Source organism: Chryseobacterium sp. BGARF1 (assembly GCF_001677955.1).
Lineage (GTDB): Bacteria > Bacteroidota > Bacteroidia > Flavobacteriales > Weeksellaceae > Chryseobacterium.
The window spans coordinates 16,341-41,156 of the sequence record NZ_LELA01000089.1 but is presented as its reverse complement, the minus strand read 5'-3'; the positions used below and the strand labels follow the sequence as shown (position 1 = coordinate 41,156).

Here is a 24,816-nt window from a genome sequence, read left to right as displayed (position 1 = left end):
ATATTCTTTGTTATGAATGTTCCTTTTTAAGATATTCAATCAAAAGTGTTATTTGGAGATGTATTTTGCACATATTAAGAGGGATTATAATCAAAGTTACCAACAATTAACATTTGTATATATGGATAAAATTCAAAATTATCCACAAATAATTTGTTTAAATTAGTTATTCTCATTTGTGGAAAAATAGAAATATTACCACTTAAAGGATTATTTATTAATCACTTTATTTAAATATTGTAAAGTATTGATTTCTAGTATATTAAACAGTAGTGTTTGAAATATTGTTAATCCACAATTTAACTAACAGACAAAATGTCAATATGTGTTGTTTGACAATATTACATGTGTAAATTTTATTTTTATAGCCAAAATTGTTATTTTTGAAAAATGTAAATTATTATTAATGAACTTTAAACATTTCTATACTGCACACCCTGATTTCCCTAATCGATATATTTCTCCTGAAAAATTATTTTCTTACTTACAGACTAATCTCAAAGATTACATTCAAGAGATTGGAAGGTCTTATTTAGATAAACCAATTTATAAGTTAGGTTTAGGAACTGGTGAGATCAATATTCTTGCTTGGTCACAAATGCACGGGAACGAATCTAATGCGACCCATGCAATGCTGGACCTATTGAAGAGTTTAGATAAAGCACCCGAATTAAAAGAAGAGTTGTTCAGCAAGATCAGTTTAGATTTTATTTTTATGTTAAATCCTGATGGTTCTGAAAAATGGACTAGGCTGAATGCTTCGGAAATAGACCTTAACAGAGACTTTCATAATGAAGCGAGTAAAGAGATTAAATTCTTGAAGAATCTGGCTGCATCAAAGAAATTCGACTATGCGCTGAATCTTCATGAGCAACGTACAATTTTTACCACCGATGGAATTCATCCTGCAACACTTTCCTTTTTGGCGCCTTCAGAAAATATAGAGCGAACTGTTACTGATAACCGTAAAAAATGCATGGCGGTAATTGCGGATGTTTACAACCACTTGAAAGAATTAATTCCTAATCAAATTGGAAGATATTCTGATGAGTTTTATCCCACTTCTACGGGAGATAATTTTATAAAAGCAGGAATGCCGACCATTCTTTTTGAAGGCGGACATTTTGCTGATGATTATTCAAGAAAAGAAACAAGAAAATATTATACACTTGCTTTGTATTATGCATTAAAATCAATTAGTGAACTCAATTCTGATACTACAGGTTGGGAAGCTTATCAGGAGATTCCCGAAAACCAAGAAACGCATTATGATGTTATTTACAGAAACGTAAAATTAAATACGAACCATGAATGTATTTTGGATATTGCAGTTCAGTATAGAGAAATTCATGAAGAAGGAAAAGATGAGATATCATTTATCCCTTTTGTGATAGAGGCGGGAGATGTAAAGAAAAGAAAAGGTTGGCTGGAAGTTGACTGTACCGGAAAAAAATATATTTCCGATACCAAATATCCTAAACTTGATGGGGAAGTAAATTTTAAAATAGAAGACTAGAAAACGCGGAACAATTTGTTCCGCGTTTTATTTTTATGTTCTTGCATGCTGATTAAAATCAAAGCATATCAAAACAGTATTTTTAAATCTGATTAATTAACCACTTTAATTCCGTTGGCTACAAATCTTATTTCCTCTTTAGGTTGAGTAATTGCGTCAATTTCTGCCTGAGGTTTTTTAGCATCTTCTGCATAATGTTTCTGCTCGTCGATAGAAGTTACTTTTCTTTCAGCAGTTCCGTCTAGTACAACTGTTTTTCCTTTCAAAGCTGTTGGAACGAAGAATGCATAATCTTTCATCTTTACAAAAAACTGAGAATTGTCTTCAGTTTGAATGGTTAACCAACATCCTTTTTTCTCGCAAACGTCAGTTACTTTTCCTTTTACCGCTACGTTTTCAACTTTCTTATTTTCTTTCTTAAGCTTTTTGCCTAATTTTTCAACAGAGATAGCTTTAGATTCAACAGAAGAAGCTACCGCAGACCCATAAGTGTCTCCTACGATTGCATTGCCTTCCGGCGGACCCATTTTTTTCTTTTCCTGAGCAAAAGCCAAAGTCGATACACTTACTGCAGCTAAAACTAATATTGCCTTAAATTTCATTATTAATATTTTTTCCAAAATTAACAATAATAATTGAATGTAGAATGATTATAAACTTGATAAAAAACAGGTCATTTAGAAATCGAAAACAAAATTGAAAAACAATTGCAGATTTATCTATATTTGAACGGAATATTTGAATATGCAGAAAAAACTAAAACTTTGGGACGCCATTATGTTGGTAATGGGTTCGATGATTGGAAGCGGAATTTTTATCGTAAGCGCCGATATGATGCGAAATCTGGGTTCTGGGTTCTGGATGATTGTCGTTTGGGTAATCACCGGAATTATGACCGTTGCTGCAGCAATAAGCTATGGCGAACTGTCATCGCTTTTCCCAAAAGCTGGTGGGCAATACACTTACCTTACAGAGATTTTTGGTAAAAAAATGGGATTTCTCTACGGATGGGGATTGTTTACCGTGATTCAGACCGGAACAATTGCTGCGGTTGCAATGGCATTCGGGAAATTTACAGCATACCTTGTTCCTGAATTAAATAATGCTGCGCCGATATTTCAAAGCGGAACATTTCAAATTACATGGATTCAGATTTTGGCAATTGCGGTTATTATTTTGCTGACCTATATCAATACAAGAGGAGTAGAAAGCGGTAAACTACTTCAAAATGTTTTTACAGGCTCAAAGATTATTGCTTTGCTGGGTTTAATAGCTTTAGGATTTATCTTAGTAGACGTTTCTCACCTGGCTGAAAATTTCAGCTTTGGAACAGATTCTTTCAATAACTTAAAACAGGACGATAAAGGCATTTTTTTACAATCGGGGTGGGAATCTATCTCTGGTATGACTTTGATGGGCGGAATCGCTGCCGCAATGGTTGGTTCGGTGTTTAGTTCGGTTGCCTGGGAAAGCGTAACTTTTGTTTCTGGCGAAATTGAGAATCCTAAGAAAAATGTTGTGAAGGCAATGATTTTGGGGACTTCTGCAGTAATGTTGTTGTATATCGCAGTAAATTTTGTTTACATTAATGCTTTAGATAGAGATTCGATTGCTTTTGCGGCTAATGACAGAGTGGCGGTTGCCGCTTCACAGAATATTTTTGGGAGTGCAGGAACTGTAATTATCGCTGTTTTGGTGATGGTCTCTACATTTGGCTGCAACAACGGATTAATTTTAGCCGGAGCAAGAGTTTTTCAGACGATGGCAAAAGATGGATTGTTCTTTAAATCTGCCGTTGACAACAACAAAAATCAGGTTCCTGGAAATGCGCTTTGGATGCAGGGAGTTTGGGCTTCGCTACTTTGTCTGAGCGGACAGTACGGAAATCTTTTAGACATGATTTCATTTGTCATCGTATTGTTCTATATGATTACCGTTTTCGGAGTAATTTACTTGAGAATTAAACAACCCAATCTTGAGAGACCTTACAAAACCTGGCTGTACCCAATTACTCCAATTGTTTATCTTTTAATTGGAACTACTTTCTGTGTGTTACTTTTAATTTACAAACAGCAATACACTTGGCCGGGATTTTTAATTGTTCTTCTCGGTTTGCCCGTTTACTATCTTATCAATAGAAATAAAAAAACAGATTAATAATTTTTTTTAGAAGCTAATTCCCGCTTTCACTACTCGCTTTTTTATTGCTTTTTCGGCAGTAGCTTTACCATCTCCAAAAAATCAATAAAAAGAGCTCAAACATGTCGTTCAATCGGGGCTATAAAATTCGGCACTATTCAAAAAATATCTCATTCATCAACTGATTAAATTTAAGATTAACGATGCCAAGGTTTCAAACCTTGACATCGTTTTTTAGAAAGTTCAAATAAAGAAGTAACTGAAAAGTATTCATTTTAATTATCGTTGTATTTTTTACACAAAATTTAATTCCTGTTCTTTAATTAATTAAACAAAATCACCAAGTTGATTTTACAGTTTTTTGTCAAGCTTAGCGAAGCAAATTTATTGGCCTTTATTTCTTAAACATAAAATTTAATTCTAAATCTTTGCGTTAAAAAAAATTTGTAAAATGATGTGAAAAATTCAGTAGTATTCTTATTTCAAATTTTGCCTAATACATCAATAAATTTCCATGTGAAAGTTCATAGCTTTTCAAAACGGACAAAAATCCTTTACTTTTAATAATAATTTTAATATTCCATAACTCATTATTTCTCAAAAATGATTAAATTGGTATTTCATTTTAAGTAACACCAAAGAAAAAAGCGAAATATCACTTATGGACACACCAAATTACAGAATGCCTTTTGTGCCTTCTACACTCATGTCTGAAGGGGGAAGTATCGATACCTGCGATATGGGGGAAAGCATCGCTCATAACATCATGCTTCTAATCACGACAAAAAAAGGCGAGAACAGATATGATGACAACTACGGAAACGATGTTTGGAATCTGGAATTCGATAATGGCGTAACATCAGCAGTTTGGGAAAGTGTATTTGTAAAAAGTCTTAAAAGACAAATCTTACAATACGAGCCACGAATTGTACAGCCACAAGTTGATGCCCATGTAAAACTTGTAGAGCATAACTATGATACCAAAGAACATACGGAAATCAAGAAAAAAGTGAAAATAGGAATCAATGCAAAAATGGAAGCTACAGGCGAGCGTTTCAGTTTTTCTACCGAACTTTTTCTAAGCCCCATGTCCATCGACTAAATATTTATTTGTAAAAAAAATTTATGAATTTAGATCAGAATATTTATTCCAAAGAATCCGTAAAAGCAAGAATGCTTCAGAATGCTACAAAAGTTTGGGGGCTGAAAAGCCCTCAGTCGCTAGATCCTTTTGTAAAATTATTGATTGATGCATTCAGCACCGAAGTTTTTAAAGCGAATAATGAAATTCAAACCGTTAATGCAAGAATCTTAGAAAAGCTTGCCAAGCTATTAACACCCTCCATTTATACACACCCGATTCCGGCTCATGCTTTAGCTTACACCGCGCCATATGAGTCATCAGAAATTTTGCTGGAACATACTGAGTTTTTTTTCAAAAAACACATGAACTCCACTGTAAAATCGGAATCAGATAAACAGCTGAATATTCCTTTCACACCAGTTGGTAGTGTAAGAACAAACAAAGCACAGACCGCAATTATGTTTGTAGGAAATACATGCTACAGTTTAGATGAAAGATTAAATAAAATTCCAATTTCCAGATTTCAGGGAAGACCGGAAGATTACAGGAAAGTAACCATTGGAATTGATGTTTCAAAATTTACCAACGAAAAGTTTCCGAAAACATTAAGCCTTTATTGTTCAAATCCCGCATTTGAGCATCTTGATTTTGTTTACAAGCTTTTACCATACAGTACCGTTTCAAGCAACGGAAATCCTATGTTCATCAAAGAAGGAATATCTTATGTGAAAAATAATGAAGCTGAAGGATACGAACAGCTATTTCATGAACAATCAATAAAAACAAAAATTATTGATGATATTAAAAATATTTACCGTCATAGATTTGTTGAAGTTACAGGACTTTCGAGGGATCTTTTCACGAAAGAACTTCCGGAGAATTTAGACTTCTTAAAAGGGAGAGAAGAAATAGAAAAATATCTGAACGGAAAAGAATTTTTATGGCTTACTTTTGAGTTTCCTCCCCAATTTTCTGCAGAAATCTTAGATAACTTTACTTTTGTCTTAAATGCCTTTCCGGTGTACAATCGAGGCTGGAAAAAAACAGAGTATAGTTTAGATATCATGGGAAATAATATTCCGTTGATTACCGAAGAGGCTGAACATTTTCTGTATGTAGATGAGGTTCAGGACGGAGGCGGTAGAAAATACACCGAAATTCCTTTCACGCCTTCAGATAATCTTAAAAAAGGGTTGTACACGGTAAGAAAAGGAGGAATGGAACGTTTCAATAACAGGAATGCAGTAGATATGATCTCTAACGTTCTTGAACTGACAAGAGATGAGATTGCAGCATTTTCATTATTAAACCGAGACAATGTAAAAGGAATGTTGGGAGAGATGTCTGATAAGATGAAATCGATGGTGCAAAAAGTAAATAATGCCAAAAGAAACATCAGGCAGGAACTTAACTACGTCATCATGGAACCCGTCGAAAAAACAGACCATACCTACGCCTCATTTTGGATTACGCACTGCACTTTTGCCAATCATATGCGTCCCGGAACCGAGCTTTCAAACCAATTGAAATCGCAGTCGATGATTTTGTTGACGGAAACAATCGGCGGAGCGGAAGAGCAGAAAGGTTCAGATAGTATTCAGGCTTACAAATATGCTTTAACGACGAGAGATAAGATCATTTCTCTGGAAGATGTAAAAAACTATTGCCGAATGGTTTTGAAAGATGAGCTGAAAGATGTTCGTGTAAAACGCGGAACGATGATCAGCAACAAACCAAAAGAAGGTTTTGTAAGAACCGTTGAGGTGGAAATTGTACCCAACAATTATTCTTTCTACGGAAGAATGTATTGGGAAAATATGGCAAACATTTTGCGAAACCAAATCGTAGCAAAAGCAATCGATGGAATAGAGTATCTTGTGAAAATAAGCAACGAAGACACCGATTTTTTTGAAAATTAATTTTAACATCCAAATATAAAATATGAAAAAAGTAATGATGGTTGCACTGGCTTTGTCGCTGAGTGCGGCAAGTGTAAGCTGTAAAAAAGGAATGGATAAAATAGGAAATGCCGTTCTGAAAGCCGGAGAAAACGAATCTCAGGCGATAATAGATTTTAATAACGATTTCTTAGATTCTTATAAAAGCTCTTCCAGATATATTGAAAATATTGTGAAGTATGCCGAAGCAGCAGTGAAAAAATCTAAAGGAGAAACGGTTTACAGCATGCCGGTGATAATTAGTTCTATGGATTATGCACTTAGTAAAATAAAAGAAGTCCCTTCTGGTTTTGAAAAAGATAAAACTGTTGTAGAAGCAGATTTTAATACTTATAAAGCGAAGAAAGAAAGCATAGGAAAAAAATTTGAAGAACTAAAATCATATATCACGTCCGAAGATTACAAAGACGATAAAGGAGCAAAAGCTGAAGCTTTGAAAAAAGATATCGACGCAGAAGCTCAGGCATTTTTTACGGCGGCAGAAAATATTTTAACAAAAATAAAACCTGCAACTGATGCCGCAGAAGAGGTGATTCTTAAAGACCATCCGATGAAAGAATTTATACTTTCTTCTAAAAGCTTAATGAGCTCTATGGATTCTGTAATAGAAGTTTTAGACAAGCAATATGCAGGAGGTTTTAATGAAGCAGAAGCTCAGAAAAAATATGATGAGTTTGAAAAAGTGGTTGCAGATAACAGCAAAAAAGTTTTTAATGTAAAAGAACAGCAGTACGCTTACAAAAAAACTGAATTTGAAAATGTAAACAAAAAAGCCGCTGACTTTTTAGATAAATTCAGAAAGTTAATCAGAGATTCAAAGTCAACAGGAAAAATTCCGGATAGCAATATTCAGGAAATGGATTCTGCTTACGAATCTGTTTTGAATTCTTATAATTCGTTTGTGAAATAAATTAAAATATCAACTAAATAAAAAGTACCGATGGAAAATTTCATCGGTATTTTTATAGCGTAAAAACTGGATATATTTAAAATCAAAACACACAATATATCTCCAATTTCACAGATGAGAAACTAACATTTTTTAACACGATAAATTCCATAAAATTCCGTAATTTTGCACATCGTGATTTTCAGGTAAAGTCACCCCAAATTATGAGTAAATCAACTGAATATATAGAAGTTTACGGAGCTCGTGAACACAACCTTAAAAATATTAATGTAAAAATTCCGCGCAACGAATTGGTTGTAATTACAGGTCTTTCGGGAAGTGGAAAATCTTCATTGGCTTTTGATACAATCTTTGCGGAAGGTCAGCGTCGTTACATTGAAACTTTCTCTGCGTATGCGAGACAGTTTTTGGGTGGTTTAGAACGTCCTGATGTTGATAAGATAGAAGGATTGTCTCCGGTAATTGCTATTGAGCAGAAAACAACCAACAAAAACCCTCGTTCAACCGTAGGAACCGTTACAGAATTGTACGATTACCTTCGTCTTTTGTTTGCAAGAGTTTCTGATGCCTATTCTCAAACAACTGGGAAGAAGTTGGTGAGCTATACCGAAGACCAGATTCTTGATGCCATTAAAGAAAATTATAAGAACGAAAAAATCATGTTGATGGCGCCGGTGGTGCGTTCCAGAAAAGGGCATTATCATGAGCTTTTTGTTCAGATGGCCAAAAAAGGATACGGACAGGCAAGAATTGATGGTGAATTACAAGACATTGAATATGATTTAAAACTTGACCGTTACAAAACACACGACATCGATATTGTAATTGACCGTTGGATCATTGGGGAAAGCGCATCCGAAGCCAGAATGGAAAAATCGTTGCGAACTGCAATGGAAATGGGAGAAGGTTTAATTGGAATTCAAAAACTGGGAAGTACCGAGATCGAATATTTCTCAAAAAATTTAATGGATGCGGAAACCGGTCATTCATTGGCTTTACCGGAACCGAATACTTTTTCTTTCAACTCACCAAAAGGAAGTTGCCCAAGTTGTAAAGGTTTAGGAACAATTAAAAAAATCAATACCGATTATTTTGTAGAAAATAACAAATTGTCGATCAACCAAGGTGCTTTGTTGCCTTTGGAAGATATCAAATCTAATAAATTTGTACTTACTCAAATTAAAAACATTCTTGAAATTTTTGGTTTAGGATTGGCAACACCTTTTAAAGATATTCCTGAAGAAGCTTTAGATTATATTTATAATGGTTGTAATAAAGAGTTCAATAAAGATTTAAAATACGCAGGAATTTCCAAAAAGATCAAGATCAGTTTTGATGGTTTGATTCCTTTTATGGAAGAATTGATCGAGGAAAGAGAATCTTACGAAGCAATTTTATTGGAAAGACATTTCACGACTGAAGAAACCTGCCCCGAATGTAAAGGAGCTCGTCTTCAGCCTTCAAGTTTGAGTTTTAAAATTGATGGTAAAAACATCGCTGAAATCAACGGTTTGAGTTTATCAGACTTAAAAGAATGGTTGGCTGATGTAAAAGATAAATTTTCAGAAAAAAAATCAATCATTGCTCATGAAATTTTAAAGGAGATCGAAACCAGACTTCAGTTTTTATTAGATGTAGGATTAGATTATTTAAGTTTGAGCAGAAGTTCAAAAACCCTTTCGGGTGGTGAATCTCAGAGAATTCGTCTGGCAACACAGATTGGTTCGCAGTTGGTCAACGTTCTTTATATTTTAGATGAACCAAGTATCGGATTGCATCAAAGGGACAACGAAAGGCTAATCAATTCATTAAAAAATCTTCGTGATATCGGAAACTCTGTTTTGGTGGTAGAGCACGACAAAGATATGATCATGGAAGCCGATGAGGTCTTAGACATTGGTCCAAGAGCTGGAAAATTTGGTGGAGAAATTCTTTGGCAGGGGAAGCCGAAAGATTTGCTAAAAGCCGATACCATTACCGCAGATTATATTACAGGAAAAAGAAAAATTGCCATTCCGGAAGTGAGAAGAGAAGGAAATGGTAAAAATATTATACTAAAAGGTGCCACAGGAAACAATCTTAAAAATGTAACGCTTGATATTCCGTTGGGAAAACTGGTTGTTGTGACCGGGATTTCAGGAAGCGGAAAATCTTCATTGATCAACGGAACTTTATATCCAATCCTGAATAAGCATTTCTACAGAGCCGTTCAGGAACCTTTACCTTACAAAAAAGTCGAAGGTCTTGATAATATCGATAAAATTGTAGATGTAGACCAAACACCGATTGGAAGAACACCTCGTTCAAATCCTGCAACCTACACCGGAATGTTTACCGATATTAGAAACTTATTTTCAGAATTGCCTGAATCTAAAATTCGTGGCTACAAACCTGGAAGATTTTCTTTTAACGTAAAAGGTGGAAGATGCGAAACTTGTCAGGGTGGCGGTTTGAAAGTGATTGAAATGAACTTTTTACCGGATGTTTACGTGCATTGTGAAACCTGCAACGGAAAACGTTTCAACAGAGAAACTTTGGAAGTTCGTTACAAAGGAAAATCGATTTCAGATGTATTGGATATGACGATCGATGAAGCGGTAGATTTCTTCCAGCCGATCCCTAAGATTTTTGCAAGAGTAAAAACTCTGCAGGATGTTGGTTTGGGTTACATTACAATGGGACAACAGTCGACAACTCTTTCAGGAGGTGAAGCACAGCGTATCAAACTGGCAACAGAACTTGCAAAAAGACAGACGGGAAATACTTTATACATTCTTGATGAACCAACAACGGGACTTCATTTTGAAGACGTGAAGATCCTGATGGATGCTATTAATAAATTGGTTGAATTAGGAAATTCATTCATCATCATCGAACACAATATGGATGTTATCAAATTAGCCGATCATATTATTGACGTTGGCCCAGAAGGTGGAAAATACGGCGGTGAGATCATTGCCAAAGGAACTCCTGAGGAAATTATCAAGTCGAAGAAGAGTTTGACAGGGAAGTATTTGAAGAAGGAGATGTAAAAATATTAATCTTCAATTAATTATATAGGCTAAATTTTTGAGTTTAGCCTTTTTTTTTGCATCATATTAATTCCCAATGTTAACTTTTTAATTATTTTAAAATTTTAAAAACCTGTATATCAGTTTGTTATGTTTTAATGTTAACTCAATGTTAACTCAATGTGAAATTTGTATGAATATTTTTTTATATCTTTGATTTAGAATTCAAAACAAGTTTAATATATAATTTAAAATCAAATGGTTATGAAAAATAAAATTCAAATATTTGTTGCTTCTCTTTTCGCATTAGGATTAACAGCAATTGCAGGTAACATAAAGGCTCAGACAACTTCAAATAATACTATTCAGGAGGTTCAGTTAAATAAAAATGATGCATTCAGCGAGATTAGAAATCTATTGATGGCTAATTTCGACTTTACCAGTCAGGATTATAAACAAGGAGTTGTAAACTCTGAAGTAAAATTTGATATTGCAGAAAACGGTAAAATTATCAATGTACGCTCAAAAGGTGACTGCAAAAATGTAAGTAAAGAAATAGAAAATGTATTGTCTCATCTTCAATATAAAGTGGATGCCAACAGACTTAATGAAAATATGCTGGCTTCATCTTTTGTAATGCCTGTAAGAGTAGACATCAACAACAGATAATTCAATAGAAACAAACTATATAATTCTCCTTAAACTGCTTGAAAAAGCAGTTTTTTTATTTCAGGTAATTGTATACATTTGATTTTAAATATTATCTGCCGTGAATCCTATTCTTGATGTAGTTATCCGCTCGCTTTGCGTTTACCTTTTTATGGTAATCGCCATCCGTTTGTTTGGGAAAAATCAACTTTCGCAACTCAACGCAGGGGATGTTGTTTTGCTGTTGCTGATTTCCAATGCGGTACAGAATGCAATGGTTGGCGAAAATACGTCATTAGAAGGCGGAATTGTTGCGGCGCTTGTTTTATTTGCTGCTAATTTTACTTTAAAAAGGTTGATGTTTGCTAATCGTGGCTTTGCAAGTTTTATGGAAGCTGATCCTGTAATTTTAATAAAGGATGGAAGGGTAGATCAGGTTGCTTTAAGAAAAGTGAAAATTACTTTTGATGAATTGAATGAAGCGATCAGAGAGCATGGAGTAGAAACGATAGATAATGTAAAGCTTGCTATTCTGGAGGTGGATGGAAATATCAGTGTGATCTCTGAGGATAAAGATGATCAGCAGACTCACTATTCCAGAATTAAAAGAAAAAATAAAAGAAAATATCATTAAAAAATGAACTACGAGATAAGAGAAATGCTTCCGCAGGACGAAACCAAGGTTTTAGAAATTTTCAAACAGGGAATTGACAGCGGAATTGCCACATTCGACACCGAATTACCAAGCTCAGAAGCCTGGAATTCCAGCTTTTTAAATGACTGCCGATGGGTTTTGGAAAATGAGAACAATGAAGTGGTTGGGTGGTGTGCTTTAAAACCCGTAAGTAAAAGAGATTGTTTTAAAGGCGTTGCTGAAGTAAGTATTTATTTTGACACCAATTATCTTGGCAAGGGTTTGGGTTCGGTTCTTTTAAAAAAGTTGATTCTCGATAGTGAAAACCACAGATTCTGGACTTTACAGTCAAATATTTTCCCTGAAAATGAAGCTTCTATTAAATTTCATCAGAAAAACGGCTTCAGGATTGTTGGTAAAAGAGATAAAATTGGTCAGCTTCATGGAGAATGGAAAGATTTAATTATGATGGAAAGAAGAAGTCCGAATATTTTTTAATCGGAAATGATAAAATTTTCTTAAAAATTACGGAAAAGTTAGCTGTAAACAATTATTGGCATCAGTATTGTAATTTTGGTTTACTAATTTGAAATTGATTTTTATGAAAATGCTATCTAAAGTAATTGGACTGTTTTTAATTGTTTTTTCAATTGTGTTTTATCAGGCTGCACCTTTTCAAAGAGGGCATGGTCATGGTTCACATAAAAAACATTACCATCATGGTCATCACAAACCAAAATATAAAAAAGTTGTTTATTATAAAGCCCCGAGACATTATAAGAAGCATTATTATAAACCGGCAAGACCGTATCATTATTCTCATAAAAAAAACAGACATCCGCGAGTATATCATAGCAGACCGGTTGTTGTAGTAAATTTATAAACAAAACAGGCTGTCTCTATAATGAGGCAGCCTGTTTTATTTATCCGTAGATATTTTAGTTGAGGTTTGTTTAAAACTTCTTTTTCTTAGGATTCAATGAAGTGTTGAAAATCATTACATCTTGCCCAAATTTTGTTTCGATTCTTTCTGAGATGTTTAATAATTCACTTTCCATAAAATCTGTTCTTTTTTCATCGTCATCAAAGATCAAAAGAAGGTTGTAGTTCTTTCCTTCTTCAATAAAATCGCTGTGAACTTCAGATAAGATATATTTATCGACATCTAGAAGGTTTTCAGCCATTAAAACTAAGGTTTCATCCACATAATTTTCCCACTCATCGATGCTGCTGTTTATGCAATGAAAAGTTATACTTAATACACTCATATTTTAATTTTTTTTAAGACATTTTGCTTAATTTCTCAGGCAAAAATCGGTAAAAATTTTGTAACTTAGCACGTTATTAATTATTCAAAATAAATAGTTTTCAGACCAATTTTTAAAAGTCTGATTATCATTATAATAAAACTTATATATGCAAAAAGAAGGAGAAAGATTAATTCCTATCAACATTGTTGATGAAATGAAATCATCTTACATTGATTATTCAATGTCAGTTATTGTTTCGAGAGCATTACCAGACGTAAGAGACGGTCTTAAGCCGGTACACCGAAGAGTGCTTTATGGTATGTATGGTTTAGGGGTTTTCTCTAACAGGAAATACTTAAAGTCAGCAAGAATTGTTGGGGATGTTTTAGGTAAATATCACCCACATGGAGATTCTTCAGTTTATGACGCAATGGTAAGAATGGCTCAGCCTTGGAGTTTACGTTATCCTCAGGTTGACGGTCAGGGTAACTTCGGTTCTATGGATGGTGATCCACCTGCAGCAATGCGTTACACCGAAGCAAGGCTAAAGAAAATTTCAGACGATATCTTATCAGATCTTGATAAAGAAACGGTAGATTTTCAAAATAACTTTGATGATAGTTTAACGGAGCCCACTGTAATGCCTACAAAAATTCCAAATCTTTTGGTAAACGGTACTTCTGGTATCGCAGTAGGTATGGCGACAAACATGGCTCCTCACAATCTTTCTGAAGCGGTAGACGCAATTGCTGCATATATTGATAATAAAGAAATTACCATCGATGAATTGATGCAGCATATTGTTGCTCCTGATTTTCCTACCGGTGGAATTATCTACGGATATGACGGCGTAAGAGACGCTTTCCATACAGGAAGAGGAAGAGTAGTTTTGAGAGCAAAAGTAAGTTTTGAAGAAGTTCATAACAGAAACGCGATTATTGTAACCGAAATTCCATATCAGGTTAACAAAGCTGAAATGATTGCCAGAACTGCTGAGTTGGTAAAAGACGATAAAATCGTTGGTATCTACGAAATCAGAGATGAGTCAGACAGAAACGGGATGCGTATTGTTTATGAATTAAAGAACGACGCAATTCCGAATGTAGTTCTGAACATGCTCTATAAGTATACTTCACTACAAACGTCTTTCAGTGTAAACAATATTGCTTTGGTACACGGAAGACCTGAGCAGCTGAATTTAAAAGACATTATTCACCATTTTGTTGAGCACAGACATGTGGTGATTGTAAGAAGGACTCAATACGAACTTAAAAAAGCTAAAGAAAGAGCCCACATTCTTGAAGGTTTCATGAAAGTGATTGGTTCTCAGACTTCTTTAGATAAAGCTATTGCAATTATTCGTCACAGTGCCAATCCGCAAGCAGCAAAAGAAGGAATTATTCAGGAGTTTGATTTATCAGAAACTCAGGCTCAGGCAATTCTTGATCTTCGTTTGGCTCGTCTTACAGGAATGGAGCTTGATAAAATCCGTGATGAGTATGATGCGATTATGAAAGAAATTAATAATTTAGAAGATATTTTGGCGAATGAACCAAGAAGATTCCAAATTATTAAGGAAGAATTAGCTGAAGTAAAAGAAAAATACGGCGACGAAAGAAGAACAGAAATCGATTATTCTGGAGGGGAGATGTCTATTGAAGATATTATTCCAAATGAAGCGGTTGTTCTTACGATTTCTCATGCAGGATACGTGAAGAGAACGTTGCTATCAGAATACAAAATCCAAAGTAGAGGTGGTGTAGGTAATAAAGCGGCTACAACAAGAGATTCAGATTTCTTAGAGTATATCGTTTCGGCAACCAACCACCAATATATGTTGTTCTTTACTGAAAAAGGAAAGTGTTATTGGTTGAGAGTATTTGAAATTCCTGAAGGTTCTAAAACTGCAAAAGGAAGAGCTGTACAAAACTTAATCAACATTGAACCAGATGATAAGATTAAAGCATATATCAGAACCAATGATCTGAAAGATGTAGATTACATCAACCAGATGAGCGTGGTAATGATTACTAAAAATGGTACTATCAAAAAGACATCTTTAGAAGCTTATTCAAGACCAAGAGTAAATGGTATCAATGCTATCGAGATTAGAGAAAATGATCAATTGCTAAGTGCTTATCTTACCAATGGTGAATCTCAAATCATGATTGCCACGAAAAACGGTAAATGTATTCGTTTCCCTGAAGAAAAGGTAAGAGAAGTGGGTAGAGGATCTATCGGTGTACGTGGTATTATGATGGAGGAAAATGATGAGGTTATTGGTATGATTGTTGTAAACGATGTAGAGCGCGAAACGGTTCTTGTGGTATCTGAAAAAGGGTACGGTAAGAGAACTGCAGTAGAAGACTACAGAATTACCAACAGAGGTGGAAAAGGTGTTATTACTTTAAATATCACTGAAAAGACAGGTAATCTTATTGCTATTCAGAATGTTACAGACGAAGATGGATTGATGATTATCAATAAATCTGGCGTTGCCATCAGAATGAATATGGATGAAATGCGTGTTATGGGTAGAAATACTCAGGGGGTAAGAATGATCAATCTTAAAAAGAATGACGAAATTGCTGCCATCGCAAAAGTGGAAATGGACAAAGATGTAGAAGAAGAAGGTATTGAAGGTGAAGAATCTGCGGAAGATAGTTCAACTGAAGAAAACGTTTCGTCACAAATAGAAAATAATGCAGAAAATGAAAACTCGGTTGACGAAACTGAAAATTCAGAATCTGAAGAATAATATAACAATATAATTAAAAATTCATATTTATGAAAAAGCTAATTTTAGGTATAGCAATCGTTTCTTCAGTTTTTGCTTTTGGGCAGAAAGATGATAAAAAAGAAATAAATGCTCAAGTGCAAGCTACTAATAAAGTAGCGATGGATGCATATAATGCAAAAAATTATACGGTTGCTGGACCAAAGTTTATAGAGCTTTATGATTTATTAAAAGCAAACGGTCAGGACGACAAAACGTACAAGTATTATGCTGGTTTGAGTTATGCATTAGCAAATAACTTAGAAGAGTCTATAAAAATTTATACTGATTTAATTAATTCTGGGTATACTGGGGTTCAGACAACTTACACGGCAAAAGAAAACAAAACCGGACAAGTTTCTGCTTATGATAAAGCAACTTGGGATTTAATTAAGAAAACTTCGAAAGATTATTCTGATTTTAAAACGGAACAATCTAAAAGTGTAGAGCCAGATTTATATGAAACTTTGTCTACATTGCTTTTAAATGCAAAGAAAAATGATGAAGCTTTAGCAATTATAGAAAAAGGATTAGCAAAATTTCCTAATAATGCTAAATTAAAAGAGTATCATGGTTCTGCTTTGTATGCTACAGGTAAGACCGATCAGTTTATGACAAATCTTAAAGATCAGTTAGCAAAAAATCCTAATGACGCTACTAATTGGTATAATCTAGGAGTTTTACAGTCAAAAAATCCTGCTACAGAAGCTGATGCAATTACTTCATTTAATAAAGCAATTGAGCTGGCTGCAAATGATGCTAAATTGAAAGACAATGCTTACCAAAACTTAGTTTATACTTCTATTGGTGATGACGATAAAGCTGTAAAAGAAATCAACGCAATCAGAAAATCTGATCCAGATAAAGCAACAACATTAATTGAAGCAAGAAAAGAAAGATTTGCTAAAGCATTACCTTATGCTGAAAAATGGTATCAGGCAAGCCCGAATAATATCGATGCAGTTGTGATTTTGAAGGATATTTACGGAATGCTTAAAAATCAAGCTAAAGTTACTGAAATGAAAGCTAAAGAAGCTGAACTTCAGGCTAAAGCAAAATAATATTTTAAAGATTTATACTAATGAAAATCGTCTCATTTTGAGGCGATTTTTTTGTTTTAAATTATTAACAGTTTGTCTAAATTTTATTATTTAAAAGTATAAAAGTTAAACTGCCACGAATGCACGAAATACATTTGTTAAAAAATATTCGTGAATTCGTGGCAATTTAACAATTTTTAAAATCTGCGAGAGAATGAGTTTATTCTAATTGAAGTTTTTAGCAGGTTTTAAGTATTGCTTTTCTCAGCAAAACAAAAAATATTTCCAAGCTTGATGCTCGAGTAACCATTGCTTTTTATTTTTGAAGATTTAATCATTGCTTTAGCTAAAATGTCTGTAGGCAAAGGTTTTTGACTTTCAAAAAGCCCAAGCTTATTGGCAAACTTAATAATTCTGCTACCTAAAACTTCTCCCGTTCTTTCAGAATCTTTTCTTTCGAGCATTCCAGGTTTGAAAATTGTAATTTTATTAAAATGAAGCTTTTTTACGGCTTCTTCAAGCTCGCCTTTCATTTTAGAGTAAAATATTTTTGATGTAGGATTGGCTCCATAAGCCGAAACTAAAATATAATCATCTACATTATTTTCTTTTGCCGCTTTTGCAAATTGATATTGATAATCAAAATCAACTTTTCTCTGTGCTTCTTTGCTTCCTGCAACTTTTAGAGTCGTTCCAAGGCAAGAAAATACAACATCACCTTTCACAAGATCTTTCCATTCTTCGAGCTTTTCAAAATCTACAATGTGAGTTTTTAACTTTTTATTTTGAATTGAAAGAGGTTTTCTTACAAAAACATTCACTTCCTCAAAATCGTTATCCTGTAACAATTGATTTACCAAATCTTTCCCTGTAGCACCTGTAGCACCGATTACTAAAGCTTTCATAATAAATAGTTTTGTGTCATGATTATTTCCTTTTTAAATTTACTAAATTTGAGATAATTATAAAAGATAAAAGATAAAAGATCTTTAGGTAAATTAAATCATCGATCATAATTTATCACTTATCAATTATTATTCATTACCAATTACTTATTACTCATACGAAATGGATGCCAACCAAGTTTTAGATTATTGTCTTGCAAAAAAAGGAGTGACAGAAAGTTTTCCGTTCGATAACGAAACTTTAGTTTTAAAAGTAGGAATCAAAATTTTTCTACTGATGTCTCTAGAAAGACAGCCTTTAAGTATCAATGTAAAAACAGATCCCGAATGGAGCCAAGAACTTCGTGAGCAGCATCCACAAATCACAGGTGCTTTTCACATGAATAAGACCCACTGGAATTCTGTTTCTTTAGATGGCTTAAAAAGAAATCTAATCTTAAAAATGATAGACCAATCATATGATTTGGTGTTTAAGTCGTTGACCAAAAAAGCGAAAGAAGAAATTTTGAATAGCTAGAAATCAAAAGCTTCCGTCAATATTTTATCCTCATCCAACCTTTCAATCAATTTTTCCAGACCTTCAAATTTAATTTCCTCATGAAGAAAGTCTCTGAATTTTACGGTGATTTTTTCATCGTAAATATCTCCTTCAAAATCAACGATGTAAACTTCAACGGTTAATTTTTCTCCGTTAACGGTAGGGTTTGTACCAACACTTAACATCCCTTTATATTGTTTGCTTTTTAAAAGAACTTCAACAATATAAGCACCTTTTTTAGGAAGTAATTTTAGATTTTCAGTTTCAATATTAGCGGTTGGATAACCGATAGTTCTGCCTAATTTTTTCCCATGAACAACCGTTCCGGAAACAGAGTAGGAGTAACCCAGCATTTCGTTGGCCTCTAAAATATTACCTGCCAATAAAGCATTTCTGATTTTTGTAGAGCTGATATTATTTTCGTGGATGTTAATAGCTTCCATTTGTTCAACCTCAAAGTCTAATTCTTTAGAAAGTTTTTGAAGCAATTTAAAATTTCCGCTTTTATTTTTCCCGAAAGAATGATCGTAACCTATGATCAAATATTTTACGTTTAATTTATCAATTAAGATATGACGCACAAATTCTTCACCCGTAAGGTTTCTGAACTCATCATCAAATTCTTTTAAAAATAAATTATTAATGCCATATTTCTCCATTAATAAAGTCTTTTCATCTAATGTATTTAGAAGTTTAAGGTCTTCATTAGGATTGAACACAAATCTGGGATGTGGCCAAAAAGTAAGAATTGCCGTTTCCAGATGATGAGCAGAGCCCACTTTTTTTAGTTCGTCGATGATACATTTATGACCGAGATGAACTCCGTCAAACATTCCCAAAGATAACGCCAGAGGCTTTTGAGAGGGATAATCGTTAAAATTTCTGAAAACTTTCAAGATGAAAAAAATTTGACTGCAAATATAAGTATAATGTAACAATCTAACAATGTAATAATATACCAATGTTTTGATAGCGAAATGATTGGTATATCGCTAAATTGTTATATTGTTACATTGTCAAAAAAGTATGATAAAAATCTGTTTTTTACCAATTGCAGGTTTAGTAAGATTTGTTATATTTGCACCAAGAAAAAATTTAGCAATGGCAAACCAAATTAAAGGAAAAATTTCTCAAATTATTGGTCCTGTAATCGACGTAGTTTTTAATAATGTAGAAGCTATCCCAAGTATCTATGATGCTTTGGAGATTACAAAAGAAAACGGTGAAAAAGTAGTATTAGAAGTAGAGCAGCATATCGGTCAAGATACTGTAAGATGTATCGCAATGGATGCAACTGATGGTCTTAAAAGAGGTCAGGAAGTAATCGGATACGGAAATCCTATTATTATGCCAATCGGTGATGCCGTAAACGGAAGACTATTCAACGTTGTTGGGGATGCTATCGATGGGCTTCAAAATATTTCTAAGGAAGGTGGTCTTCCTATTCACAGACCAGCTCCGAAATTTGATCAACTTTCAACTTCTGCAGAAGTTTTATTCACAGGTATTAAAGTAATTGACTTAGTAGAGCCTTACTCAAAAGGAGGTAAAATTGGTTTGTTCGGTGGTGCAGGTGTAGGTAAAACTGTATTGATTCAGGAATTGATTAACAATATTGCAAAAGGACACGGAGGTCTTTCTGTTTTTGCCGGTGTAGGTGAAAGAACGAGAGAAGGGAATGATCTTTTGAGAGAGATGCTAGAATCAGGAATTATCAAATATGGTGATGATTTTATGCACTCTATGGAAAACGGAGGTTGGGATCTTTCTAAAGTAGATTTAGAAGTAATGAAAGATTCTAAAGCTGCATTCGTTTTCGGACAAATGAACGAGCCACCTGGAGCAAGAGCAAGAGTAGCACTTTCTGGTCTTACTTTAGCTGAGTACTACAGAGACGGTGGTGAAACAGGACAAGGTAGAGACGTTTTATTCTTCGTAGATAATATTTTCCGTTTTACACAAGCTGGTTCTGAGGTATCTGCACTTTTAGGTCGTATGCCTTCTGCGGTAGGTTACCAACCAACTTTGGCATCTGAAATGGGTGCGATGCAGGAAAGAATTACTTCTACTAAAAATGGTTCAATTACTTCAGTACAGGCGGTTTACGTACCTGCGGATGATTTAACTGACCCGGCTCCTGCTACAACGTTTGCTCACTTAGATGCAACAACGGTATTAGATAGAAAAATTGCTTCATTAGGTATTTATCCAGCGGTAGATCCATTGGCTTCTACGTCAAGAATCTTGGCTCCGGAAATTATCGGTGAAGAACATTATAACTGTGCTCAGAGAGTAAAAGAAATTCTTCAGAGATACAAAGCATTGCAAGATATTATCGCAATCCTTGGTATGGAAGAACTTTCTGAAGAAGATAAATCTGTAGTTTACAGAGCTAGAAAAGTTCAGAGATTCCTTTCTCAGCCTTTCCACGTTGCAGAACAGTTTACAGGTATCCCTGGATCATTAGTAGATATCAAAGATACTATCAAAGGATTTACTATGATTATGGACGGTGAATTAGATCACTTGCCAGAAGCTGCTTTCAACTTGAAAGGAACTATCGAGGAAGCAATCGAAGCTGGACAAAAAATGTTAGCGGACAACGCATAAATTATTAACAATTTGAGATTTGAAATTTGAGATTCGATGGTAATTTCAAATTTCAAACATCAAATTTCAAATTTGTTTCTATGAATATAAAAATTTTAACACCAGAATACGTAGTTTTTGAAGGAGAAGTAGACTCAGTATTGCTGCCCGGAAAAAATGGTGAATTTCACCTTATGAAAAACCACGCAGGAATTGTTTCTTCATTATCTGGCGGTAAAGTAAAGCTTTTTACAAAATCTGTAGGGGAGGCTTATGCTAATAATTTTACCAAAGAAAATGAAAATCAAAGCGAGTTTTTTTCTTATCCTATCAAAAGCGGTGTTGTAGAATTTAATAACGAAAAAGGAATTATCCTTTGCGAATAATTAAAATCGAAGCTAAATATATTTTCAAAAAAGTGTAACTTTGGTTACACTTTTTTTATGCTTTGTAAAAATCTGATTTTATGAAACAAAGTTTAATCATGTTCTTTACAGTTTTGAGCTTCATTCTAAATGCTCAAATTATTAAAACGAAAAGAGGCATTGTTAGTTTAGACGGAATTCATGTTGCAAAAATCACCAGTAAATCTGGAGAATATACTTTTATGGATTTAAAGGAAACTCCTATTTTTACCATGGAGTTTATTGATAAAAGCGTAGTAGATTCTGTAAGAGATAGCTATGTAAAGCTTAATCGTGTCTATAATCGCGACAAAACTTTAGATATGGATTATATTTCTCCGTCTGCATTTTCTGGAGATGAAAAATCTGCAGTATATACTTCTATTAAAGCTTTAAAAATTATTGATGATAGAGGGATTAATGTAAAAAATCTAGATGAACTTTTCAAAAATATGCCCAAACGTAAGCTCGATACAAAAACAAAAGAAGCTTATAGCATACGATCTAAAATTGACAGATTAAATATTACAGTCAACAATGTAGGTGAAATTTTAAGTAATGGTGTTCCAGTTGGCTATTTCACCAATTTACCGGTAAGTTTTGGTTCTGAAGATACGATTTCAGATAAGACATTTATAGATATTGAAATATATGATGCTAAAAGTAAATTAATAGGCAGATACAGCACCACTACAAAAAGAATTACTACAGCTGGTGGTAAAGTGTTTACTTTGTACAGAGAAATGTCTGGCAGGGCTTCTATATTGAAATTTCCTACCTATAAAGCTCTTGCCGAAAGAATGGCAATCCTGGATCCTAGCTTTATAAAAGTTCAAGATAAAATAATTGTAGGTGAAGTTGTAAAAGATGGAGTTGAAAAAGATAAAAAATAAATCTCTATAATTTAAGAAATTCAATAGGAACGGGCTTTAGCCCGTTTTTTAAATATAAACAACTCCATTGGCTTTAGCCAAAACATATAAATCCTGGAAACTTATTTTTCAGGATTAGTTTTTTTCAAAGTTTGTCATTCCGTAGGAATCTAAATTGAAATTTTTAAAATATTGTTTGCTGATATTTCTACGGAATGACAAATTTGATATAATTGAATAAAATTTTACGTTAAATAGAATTTAAAAATAATGCTTTAAGTATAAGTTTGCAATTTACAGATTCAAAATAATTCCATTTTCTTTTAGTTGCTGCATTGGTTTTGAAAACCAGAATAATTCAAAATCTTCAAGGGTTTCTTCAAAATTGAGCTTGAGCTGCTGAAGGGTAATACGTTTTGGATTTTCAAAAGTATTTTCAGAGATAATTTTTATTAGCCAATCTGCTTTTTCCTGTTCTAACTCTATCTTAACAATGTTAGTTCGTAGATGGAATGTAATTCTCGTATACGCCCAAGAGTTTTGTTTTTTTGTTTTTACGTAATTCTCAGCGATTACGTTTTTTGCTAAAAATATAACCTTAGAGTTTCCTTTAAATTTAAATTGATCTTCATCTAACAAACAGTCGTGAATATAATCCGGATGAATGCTTGTTTTTGGAATTTTAAAATCAAACCAATCTTGCAGAGGAATTTCAAAATTAATTCCGTGCATGAAATTGAACAGAGATTTTTTTAAACCAAAACTAAATTTACTGTGATCGATCCCGGTTTTATCTTTGAAATCGATATCATTGTTAGCAAACTTAATTTCCTGCTTAATTGGTGTTACTCCAAATTCTTCAGGATTTTGTCCGACCGGAGAATGTGCCGTCATTGCAAACTGATGCCAAAAACCACTCTGTAAAATTCCCATTTTAAAAAGCTGACGAACCATTTCCAAAGAATCTACAGTTTCCTGAACGGTTTGAGTAGGGTAGCCGTACATCAAATATGCATGAACCATAATTCCTGCCTCAGTAAAATTTTTGGTAACTTTTGCCACCTGATCTACAGAAACTCCTTTGTCGATTAACTTTAGCAATCGGTCACTTGCAACTTCAAGACCGCCCGAAACCGCAACGCAACCCGAGAGTTTTAATAAGAAACATAGATCCTGAGTAAAGCTTTTTTCAAAACGAATATTCGTCCACCAGGTTACGACAAGATTTCTTCGCAAAATTTCCAAAGCAACCTCTCTCATCAGCGCGGGAGGAGCAGCTTCATCTACAAAATGAAATCCGGTTTCGCCGGTTGTTTTTATTAATTCTTCCATTCTGTCAACCAAAATTTTGGCAGAAATGGGTTCGTAAATTTTGATGTAATCTAAAGAAATATCGCAAAAAGTACATTTTCCCCAATAGCAACCGTGTGCCATTGTCAATTTATTCCATCTTCCGTCGCTCCATAAACTATGCATCGGATTGGCAATTTCAATAACAGAAATATATTTATCTAATTGTAAATCGATATAATCCGGAGTTCCTATTTCCGATTGTTTGTAATCGTGTTTGGTAGAATTATTTTTATAGGTAACTTCTTGGTTTTCAATTAAAAAAGTTCTTTTGAATTGAGATTCTTCGCTTTGCTCAGAATGACAAACATTTTCATAAACTAATTCAAGAGGAACTTCACCATCATCTAAAGTAATGAAATCGAAAAATTCAAAAACTCTTTCATCTTTAATTTCTCTTAATTCAGTATTTGGAAAACCGCCGCCCATTGCAGTTTTAATGTGTGGGTAATTTTCTTTTATAAATTTTGCTGACCGAAAAGCAGAGTATAAATTTCCAGGAAAAGGAATCGAGAAACACACCAGTTTTGGCTGAACTGATTCTAATTTTTCGTGAAGAATCTTTAAAGTAAAATCATCAATAAATGTCTGGTCAGAATTTAATTTAGAATATAATTCGTCAAAAGAATTAGCAGATTTTCCTAATCTTTCGGCGTATCTGCTAAATCCAAAATCAGAATCTACGTTTTCAACAATATAATCAGATAGATCTTCTAAATATAAAGTAGCCAAATGCTTGGCTTTATCCTGAAGTCCCATATTTCCGAAAGCAAATTCCATGTCATCTAACTGATTGAACCTGGAAGCTTCTGGCAGAAAATTCATCGAACAAATCTGTCTTGCCAAAGTAGGATTTTTATTCTGAAGAAATAAAATAACCTGATCGATTGTTTTTAAATATTCGTCTCTTAAAGCAAAAATTCGCTGTGAGTTTTCTGAAATATTCTGTAAATCAATTTCGGTATCAAATACTTTTTGAATTCCATCTCTTGAAAATAATTCCAAGATTACTTCAATCCCCAAATCGATTTGATAGCTTGATATATTTTTAGTATTAAGAAAACCTTTAATATAAGCTGTAGCCGGATAAGGGGTATTGAGTTGCGTGAAAGGCGGAGTAATAAGAAGAAGATCTTTCAAAAGGAATTTTTTGCAAATTTATTGTAAATCTTTAAGAATCTGCTTAGATCTT

At 33.8% G+C, this 24,816-nt stretch carries 21 protein-coding genes; 16 read left to right on the top strand and 5 right to left on the bottom strand.

Features of this window, described 5'->3' with window-relative positions; all coding sequences use genetic code 11:
• Window positions 1-406: 406 nt before the first annotated feature.
• Window positions 407-1,516, top strand: coding sequence for a M14 family zinc carboxypeptidase (locus AB671_RS16640; protein WP_066676599.1), 1,110 nt, complete (start codon window positions 407-409; stop codon window positions 1,514-1,516).
• A gap of 92 nt (window positions 1,517-1,608) precedes the next feature.
• Here the strand turns inward: AB671_RS16640 and AB671_RS16635 are convergent, their stop codons facing one another.
• Window positions 1,609-2,118 carry a DUF4920 domain-containing protein gene (locus AB671_RS16635; RefSeq protein ID WP_066676601.1) on the bottom strand — a complete coding sequence of 170 codons (510 nt, stop codon included), beginning with the start codon at window positions 2,116-2,118 and terminating at the stop codon, window positions 1,609-1,611.
• 142 nt (window positions 2,119-2,260) lie between these two features.
• On the opposite strand from AB671_RS16635, the gene AB671_RS16630 reads away from it, so the two are divergent.
• From AB671_RS16630 to AB671_RS16590, 9 genes are all read left to right on the top strand, one after another.
• Window positions 2,261-3,673: an APC family permease gene (locus AB671_RS16630; RefSeq protein ID WP_066676603.1), complete on the top strand. Its 1,413-nt coding sequence runs from the start codon at window positions 2,261-2,263 to the stop codon at window positions 3,671-3,673.
• Window positions 3,674-4,316: 643 nt separating this feature from the next.
• Window positions 4,317-4,757, top strand: coding sequence for a GPW/gp25 family protein (locus AB671_RS16625; RefSeq protein WP_066676605.1), 441 nt, complete (start codon window positions 4,317-4,319; stop codon window positions 4,755-4,757).
• Window positions 4,758-4,780: 23 nt separating this feature from the next.
• The gene (locus AB671_RS16620) at window positions 4,781-6,658 is read left to right on the top strand and encodes a type VI secretion system baseplate subunit TssF (protein WP_066676607.1); all 1,878 of its coding nucleotides are present in this window, start codon (window positions 4,781-4,783) and stop codon (window positions 6,656-6,658) included.
• Between the two features lie 22 nt (window positions 6,659-6,680).
• A complete protein-coding gene (locus tag AB671_RS16615; RefSeq protein WP_066676609.1) occupies window positions 6,681-7,607 on the top strand; it encodes a DUF3829 domain-containing protein in 927 nt (308 codons plus the stop codon).
• A gap of 203 nt (window positions 7,608-7,810) precedes the next feature.
• The gene (gene uvrA / locus AB671_RS16610) at window positions 7,811-10,639 is read left to right on the top strand and encodes an excinuclease ABC subunit UvrA (RefSeq protein ID WP_066676612.1); all 2,829 of its coding nucleotides are present in this window, start codon (window positions 7,811-7,813) and stop codon (window positions 10,637-10,639) included.
• 243 nt (window positions 10,640-10,882) lie between these two features.
• Complete coding sequence (locus AB671_RS16605; protein ID WP_066676613.1) at window positions 10,883-11,287, top strand: hypothetical protein; 405 nt, start codon at window positions 10,883-10,885, stop codon at window positions 11,285-11,287.
• 100 nt (window positions 11,288-11,387) lie between these two features.
• A complete protein-coding gene (locus AB671_RS16600; protein ID WP_082987337.1) occupies window positions 11,388-11,900 on the top strand; it encodes a DUF421 domain-containing protein in 513 nt (170 codons plus the stop codon).
• Window positions 11,901-11,903: 3 nt separating this feature from the next.
• Complete coding sequence (locus AB671_RS16595; protein WP_066676615.1) at window positions 11,904-12,398, top strand: GNAT family N-acetyltransferase; 495 nt, start codon at window positions 11,904-11,906, stop codon at window positions 12,396-12,398.
• A 103-nt stretch (window positions 12,399-12,501) separates the two neighbouring features.
• Entirely contained in the window at window positions 12,502-12,783 is a 282-nt protein-coding gene (locus AB671_RS16590; RefSeq protein WP_066676616.1) for a hypothetical protein, read from the top strand.
• Between the two features lie 70 nt (window positions 12,784-12,853).
• On the opposite strand, the gene AB671_RS16585 is transcribed toward AB671_RS16590, so the two are convergent.
• A complete protein-coding gene (locus AB671_RS16585; protein ID WP_066676617.1) occupies window positions 12,854-13,168 on the bottom strand; it encodes a DUF4286 family protein in 315 nt (104 codons plus the stop codon).
• Between the two features lie 148 nt (window positions 13,169-13,316).
• On the opposite strand from AB671_RS16585, the gene gyrA reads away from it, so the two are divergent.
• Window positions 13,317-15,908 (top strand): DNA gyrase subunit A, encoded by a 2,592-nt coding sequence (gyrA, locus tag AB671_RS16580; protein WP_066676618.1) that lies wholly within the window; start codon window positions 13,317-13,319, stop codon window positions 15,906-15,908.
• Between the two features lie 29 nt (window positions 15,909-15,937).
• Entirely contained in the window at window positions 15,938-16,987 is a 1,050-nt protein-coding gene (locus tag AB671_RS16575; RefSeq protein WP_066676620.1) for a tetratricopeptide repeat protein, read from the top strand.
• Between the two features lie 227 nt (window positions 16,988-17,214).
• Here the strand turns inward: AB671_RS16575 and AB671_RS16570 are convergent, their stop codons facing one another.
• Entirely contained in the window at window positions 17,215-17,871 is a 657-nt protein-coding gene (locus AB671_RS16570; RefSeq protein ID WP_066676621.1) for an NAD(P)H-binding protein, read from the bottom strand.
• Between the two features lie 163 nt (window positions 17,872-18,034).
• Between AB671_RS16570 and AB671_RS16565 the strand changes: the two genes are divergently transcribed.
• Window positions 18,035-18,388, top strand: coding sequence for an MmcQ/YjbR family DNA-binding protein (locus AB671_RS16565; protein ID WP_066676622.1), 354 nt, complete (start codon window positions 18,035-18,037; stop codon window positions 18,386-18,388).
• Here the strand turns inward: AB671_RS16565 and AB671_RS16560 are convergent.
• A complete protein-coding gene (locus AB671_RS16560; RefSeq protein ID WP_066676623.1) occupies window positions 18,385-19,305 on the bottom strand; it encodes a bifunctional riboflavin kinase/FAD synthetase in 921 nt (306 codons plus the stop codon). The genes AB671_RS16565 and AB671_RS16560 overlap by 4 nt on opposite strands.
• 205 nt (window positions 19,306-19,510) lie before the next feature.
• Here AB671_RS16560 and atpD point away from each other — a divergent pair, with 205 nt between their 5' ends.
• From atpD to AB671_RS16545, 3 genes are all read left to right on the top strand, one after another.
• Entirely contained in the window at window positions 19,511-21,019 is a 1,509-nt protein-coding gene (gene atpD, locus AB671_RS16555) for a F0F1 ATP synthase subunit beta (RefSeq protein WP_066676669.1), read from the top strand.
• Window positions 21,020-21,099: 80 nt separating this feature from the next.
• Window positions 21,100-21,384: a FoF1 ATP synthase subunit delta/epsilon gene (locus AB671_RS16550; RefSeq protein WP_066676671.1), complete on the top strand. Its 285-nt coding sequence runs from the start codon at window positions 21,100-21,102 to the stop codon at window positions 21,382-21,384.
• A gap of 80 nt (window positions 21,385-21,464) precedes the next feature.
• Window positions 21,465-22,295 carry a hypothetical protein gene (locus AB671_RS16545; protein WP_066676624.1) on the top strand — a complete coding sequence of 277 codons (831 nt, stop codon included), beginning with the start codon at window positions 21,465-21,467 and terminating at the stop codon, window positions 22,293-22,295.
• Between the two features lie 273 nt (window positions 22,296-22,568).
• On the opposite strand, the gene AB671_RS16540 is transcribed toward AB671_RS16545, so the two are convergent.
• Window positions 22,569-24,764 (bottom strand): B12-binding domain-containing radical SAM protein, encoded by a 2,196-nt coding sequence (locus AB671_RS16540; protein WP_066676625.1) that lies wholly within the window; start codon window positions 24,762-24,764, stop codon window positions 22,569-22,571.
• Between the last annotated feature and the right edge of the window lie 52 nt (window positions 24,765-24,816).

Bases quoted from the DNA above. Each gene is read 5' to 3' on its own strand.
- AB671_RS16640 (WP_066676599.1), top strand. From the start codon at position 407: ATGAACTTTAAACATTTCTATACTGCACACCCTGATTTCCCTAATCGA.
- AB671_RS16635 (WP_066676601.1), bottom strand. From the start codon at position 2,118: ATGAAATTTAAGGCAATATTAGTTTTAGCTGCAGTAAGTGTATCGACT.
- AB671_RS16630 (WP_066676603.1), top strand. From the start codon at position 2,261: ATGCAGAAAAAACTAAAACTTTGGGACGCCATTATGTTGGTAATGGGT.
- AB671_RS16625 (WP_066676605.1), top strand. From the start codon at position 4,317: ATGGACACACCAAATTACAGAATGCCTTTTGTGCCTTCTACACTCATG.
- AB671_RS16620 (WP_066676607.1), top strand. From the start codon at position 4,781: ATGAATTTAGATCAGAATATTTATTCCAAAGAATCCGTAAAAGCAAGA.
- AB671_RS16615 (WP_066676609.1), top strand. From the start codon at position 6,681: ATGAAAAAAGTAATGATGGTTGCACTGGCTTTGTCGCTGAGTGCGGCA.
- uvrA (WP_066676612.1), top strand. From the start codon at position 7,811: ATGAGTAAATCAACTGAATATATAGAAGTTTACGGAGCTCGTGAACAC.
- AB671_RS16605 (WP_066676613.1), top strand. From the start codon at position 10,883: ATGAAAAATAAAATTCAAATATTTGTTGCTTCTCTTTTCGCATTAGGA.
- AB671_RS16595 (WP_066676615.1), top strand. From the start codon at position 11,904: ATGAACTACGAGATAAGAGAAATGCTTCCGCAGGACGAAACCAAGGTT.
- AB671_RS16590 (WP_066676616.1), top strand. From the start codon at position 12,502: ATGAAAATGCTATCTAAAGTAATTGGACTGTTTTTAATTGTTTTTTCA.
- AB671_RS16585 (WP_066676617.1), bottom strand. From the start codon at position 13,168: ATGAGTGTATTAAGTATAACTTTTCATTGCATAAACAGCAGCATCGAT.
- gyrA (WP_066676618.1), top strand. From the start codon at position 13,317: ATGCAAAAAGAAGGAGAAAGATTAATTCCTATCAACATTGTTGATGAA.
- AB671_RS16575 (WP_066676620.1), top strand. From the start codon at position 15,938: ATGAAAAAGCTAATTTTAGGTATAGCAATCGTTTCTTCAGTTTTTGCT.
- AB671_RS16570 (WP_066676621.1), bottom strand. From the start codon at position 17,871: ATGAAAGCTTTAGTAATCGGTGCTACAGGTGCTACAGGGAAAGATTTG.
- AB671_RS16565 (WP_066676622.1), top strand. From the start codon at position 18,035: ATGGATGCCAACCAAGTTTTAGATTATTGTCTTGCAAAAAAAGGAGTG.
- atpD (WP_066676669.1), top strand. From the start codon at position 19,511: ATGGCAAACCAAATTAAAGGAAAAATTTCTCAAATTATTGGTCCTGTA.
- AB671_RS16550 (WP_066676671.1), top strand. From the start codon at position 21,100: ATGAATATAAAAATTTTAACACCAGAATACGTAGTTTTTGAAGGAGAA.
- AB671_RS16545 (WP_066676624.1), top strand. From the start codon at position 21,465: ATGAAACAAAGTTTAATCATGTTCTTTACAGTTTTGAGCTTCATTCTA.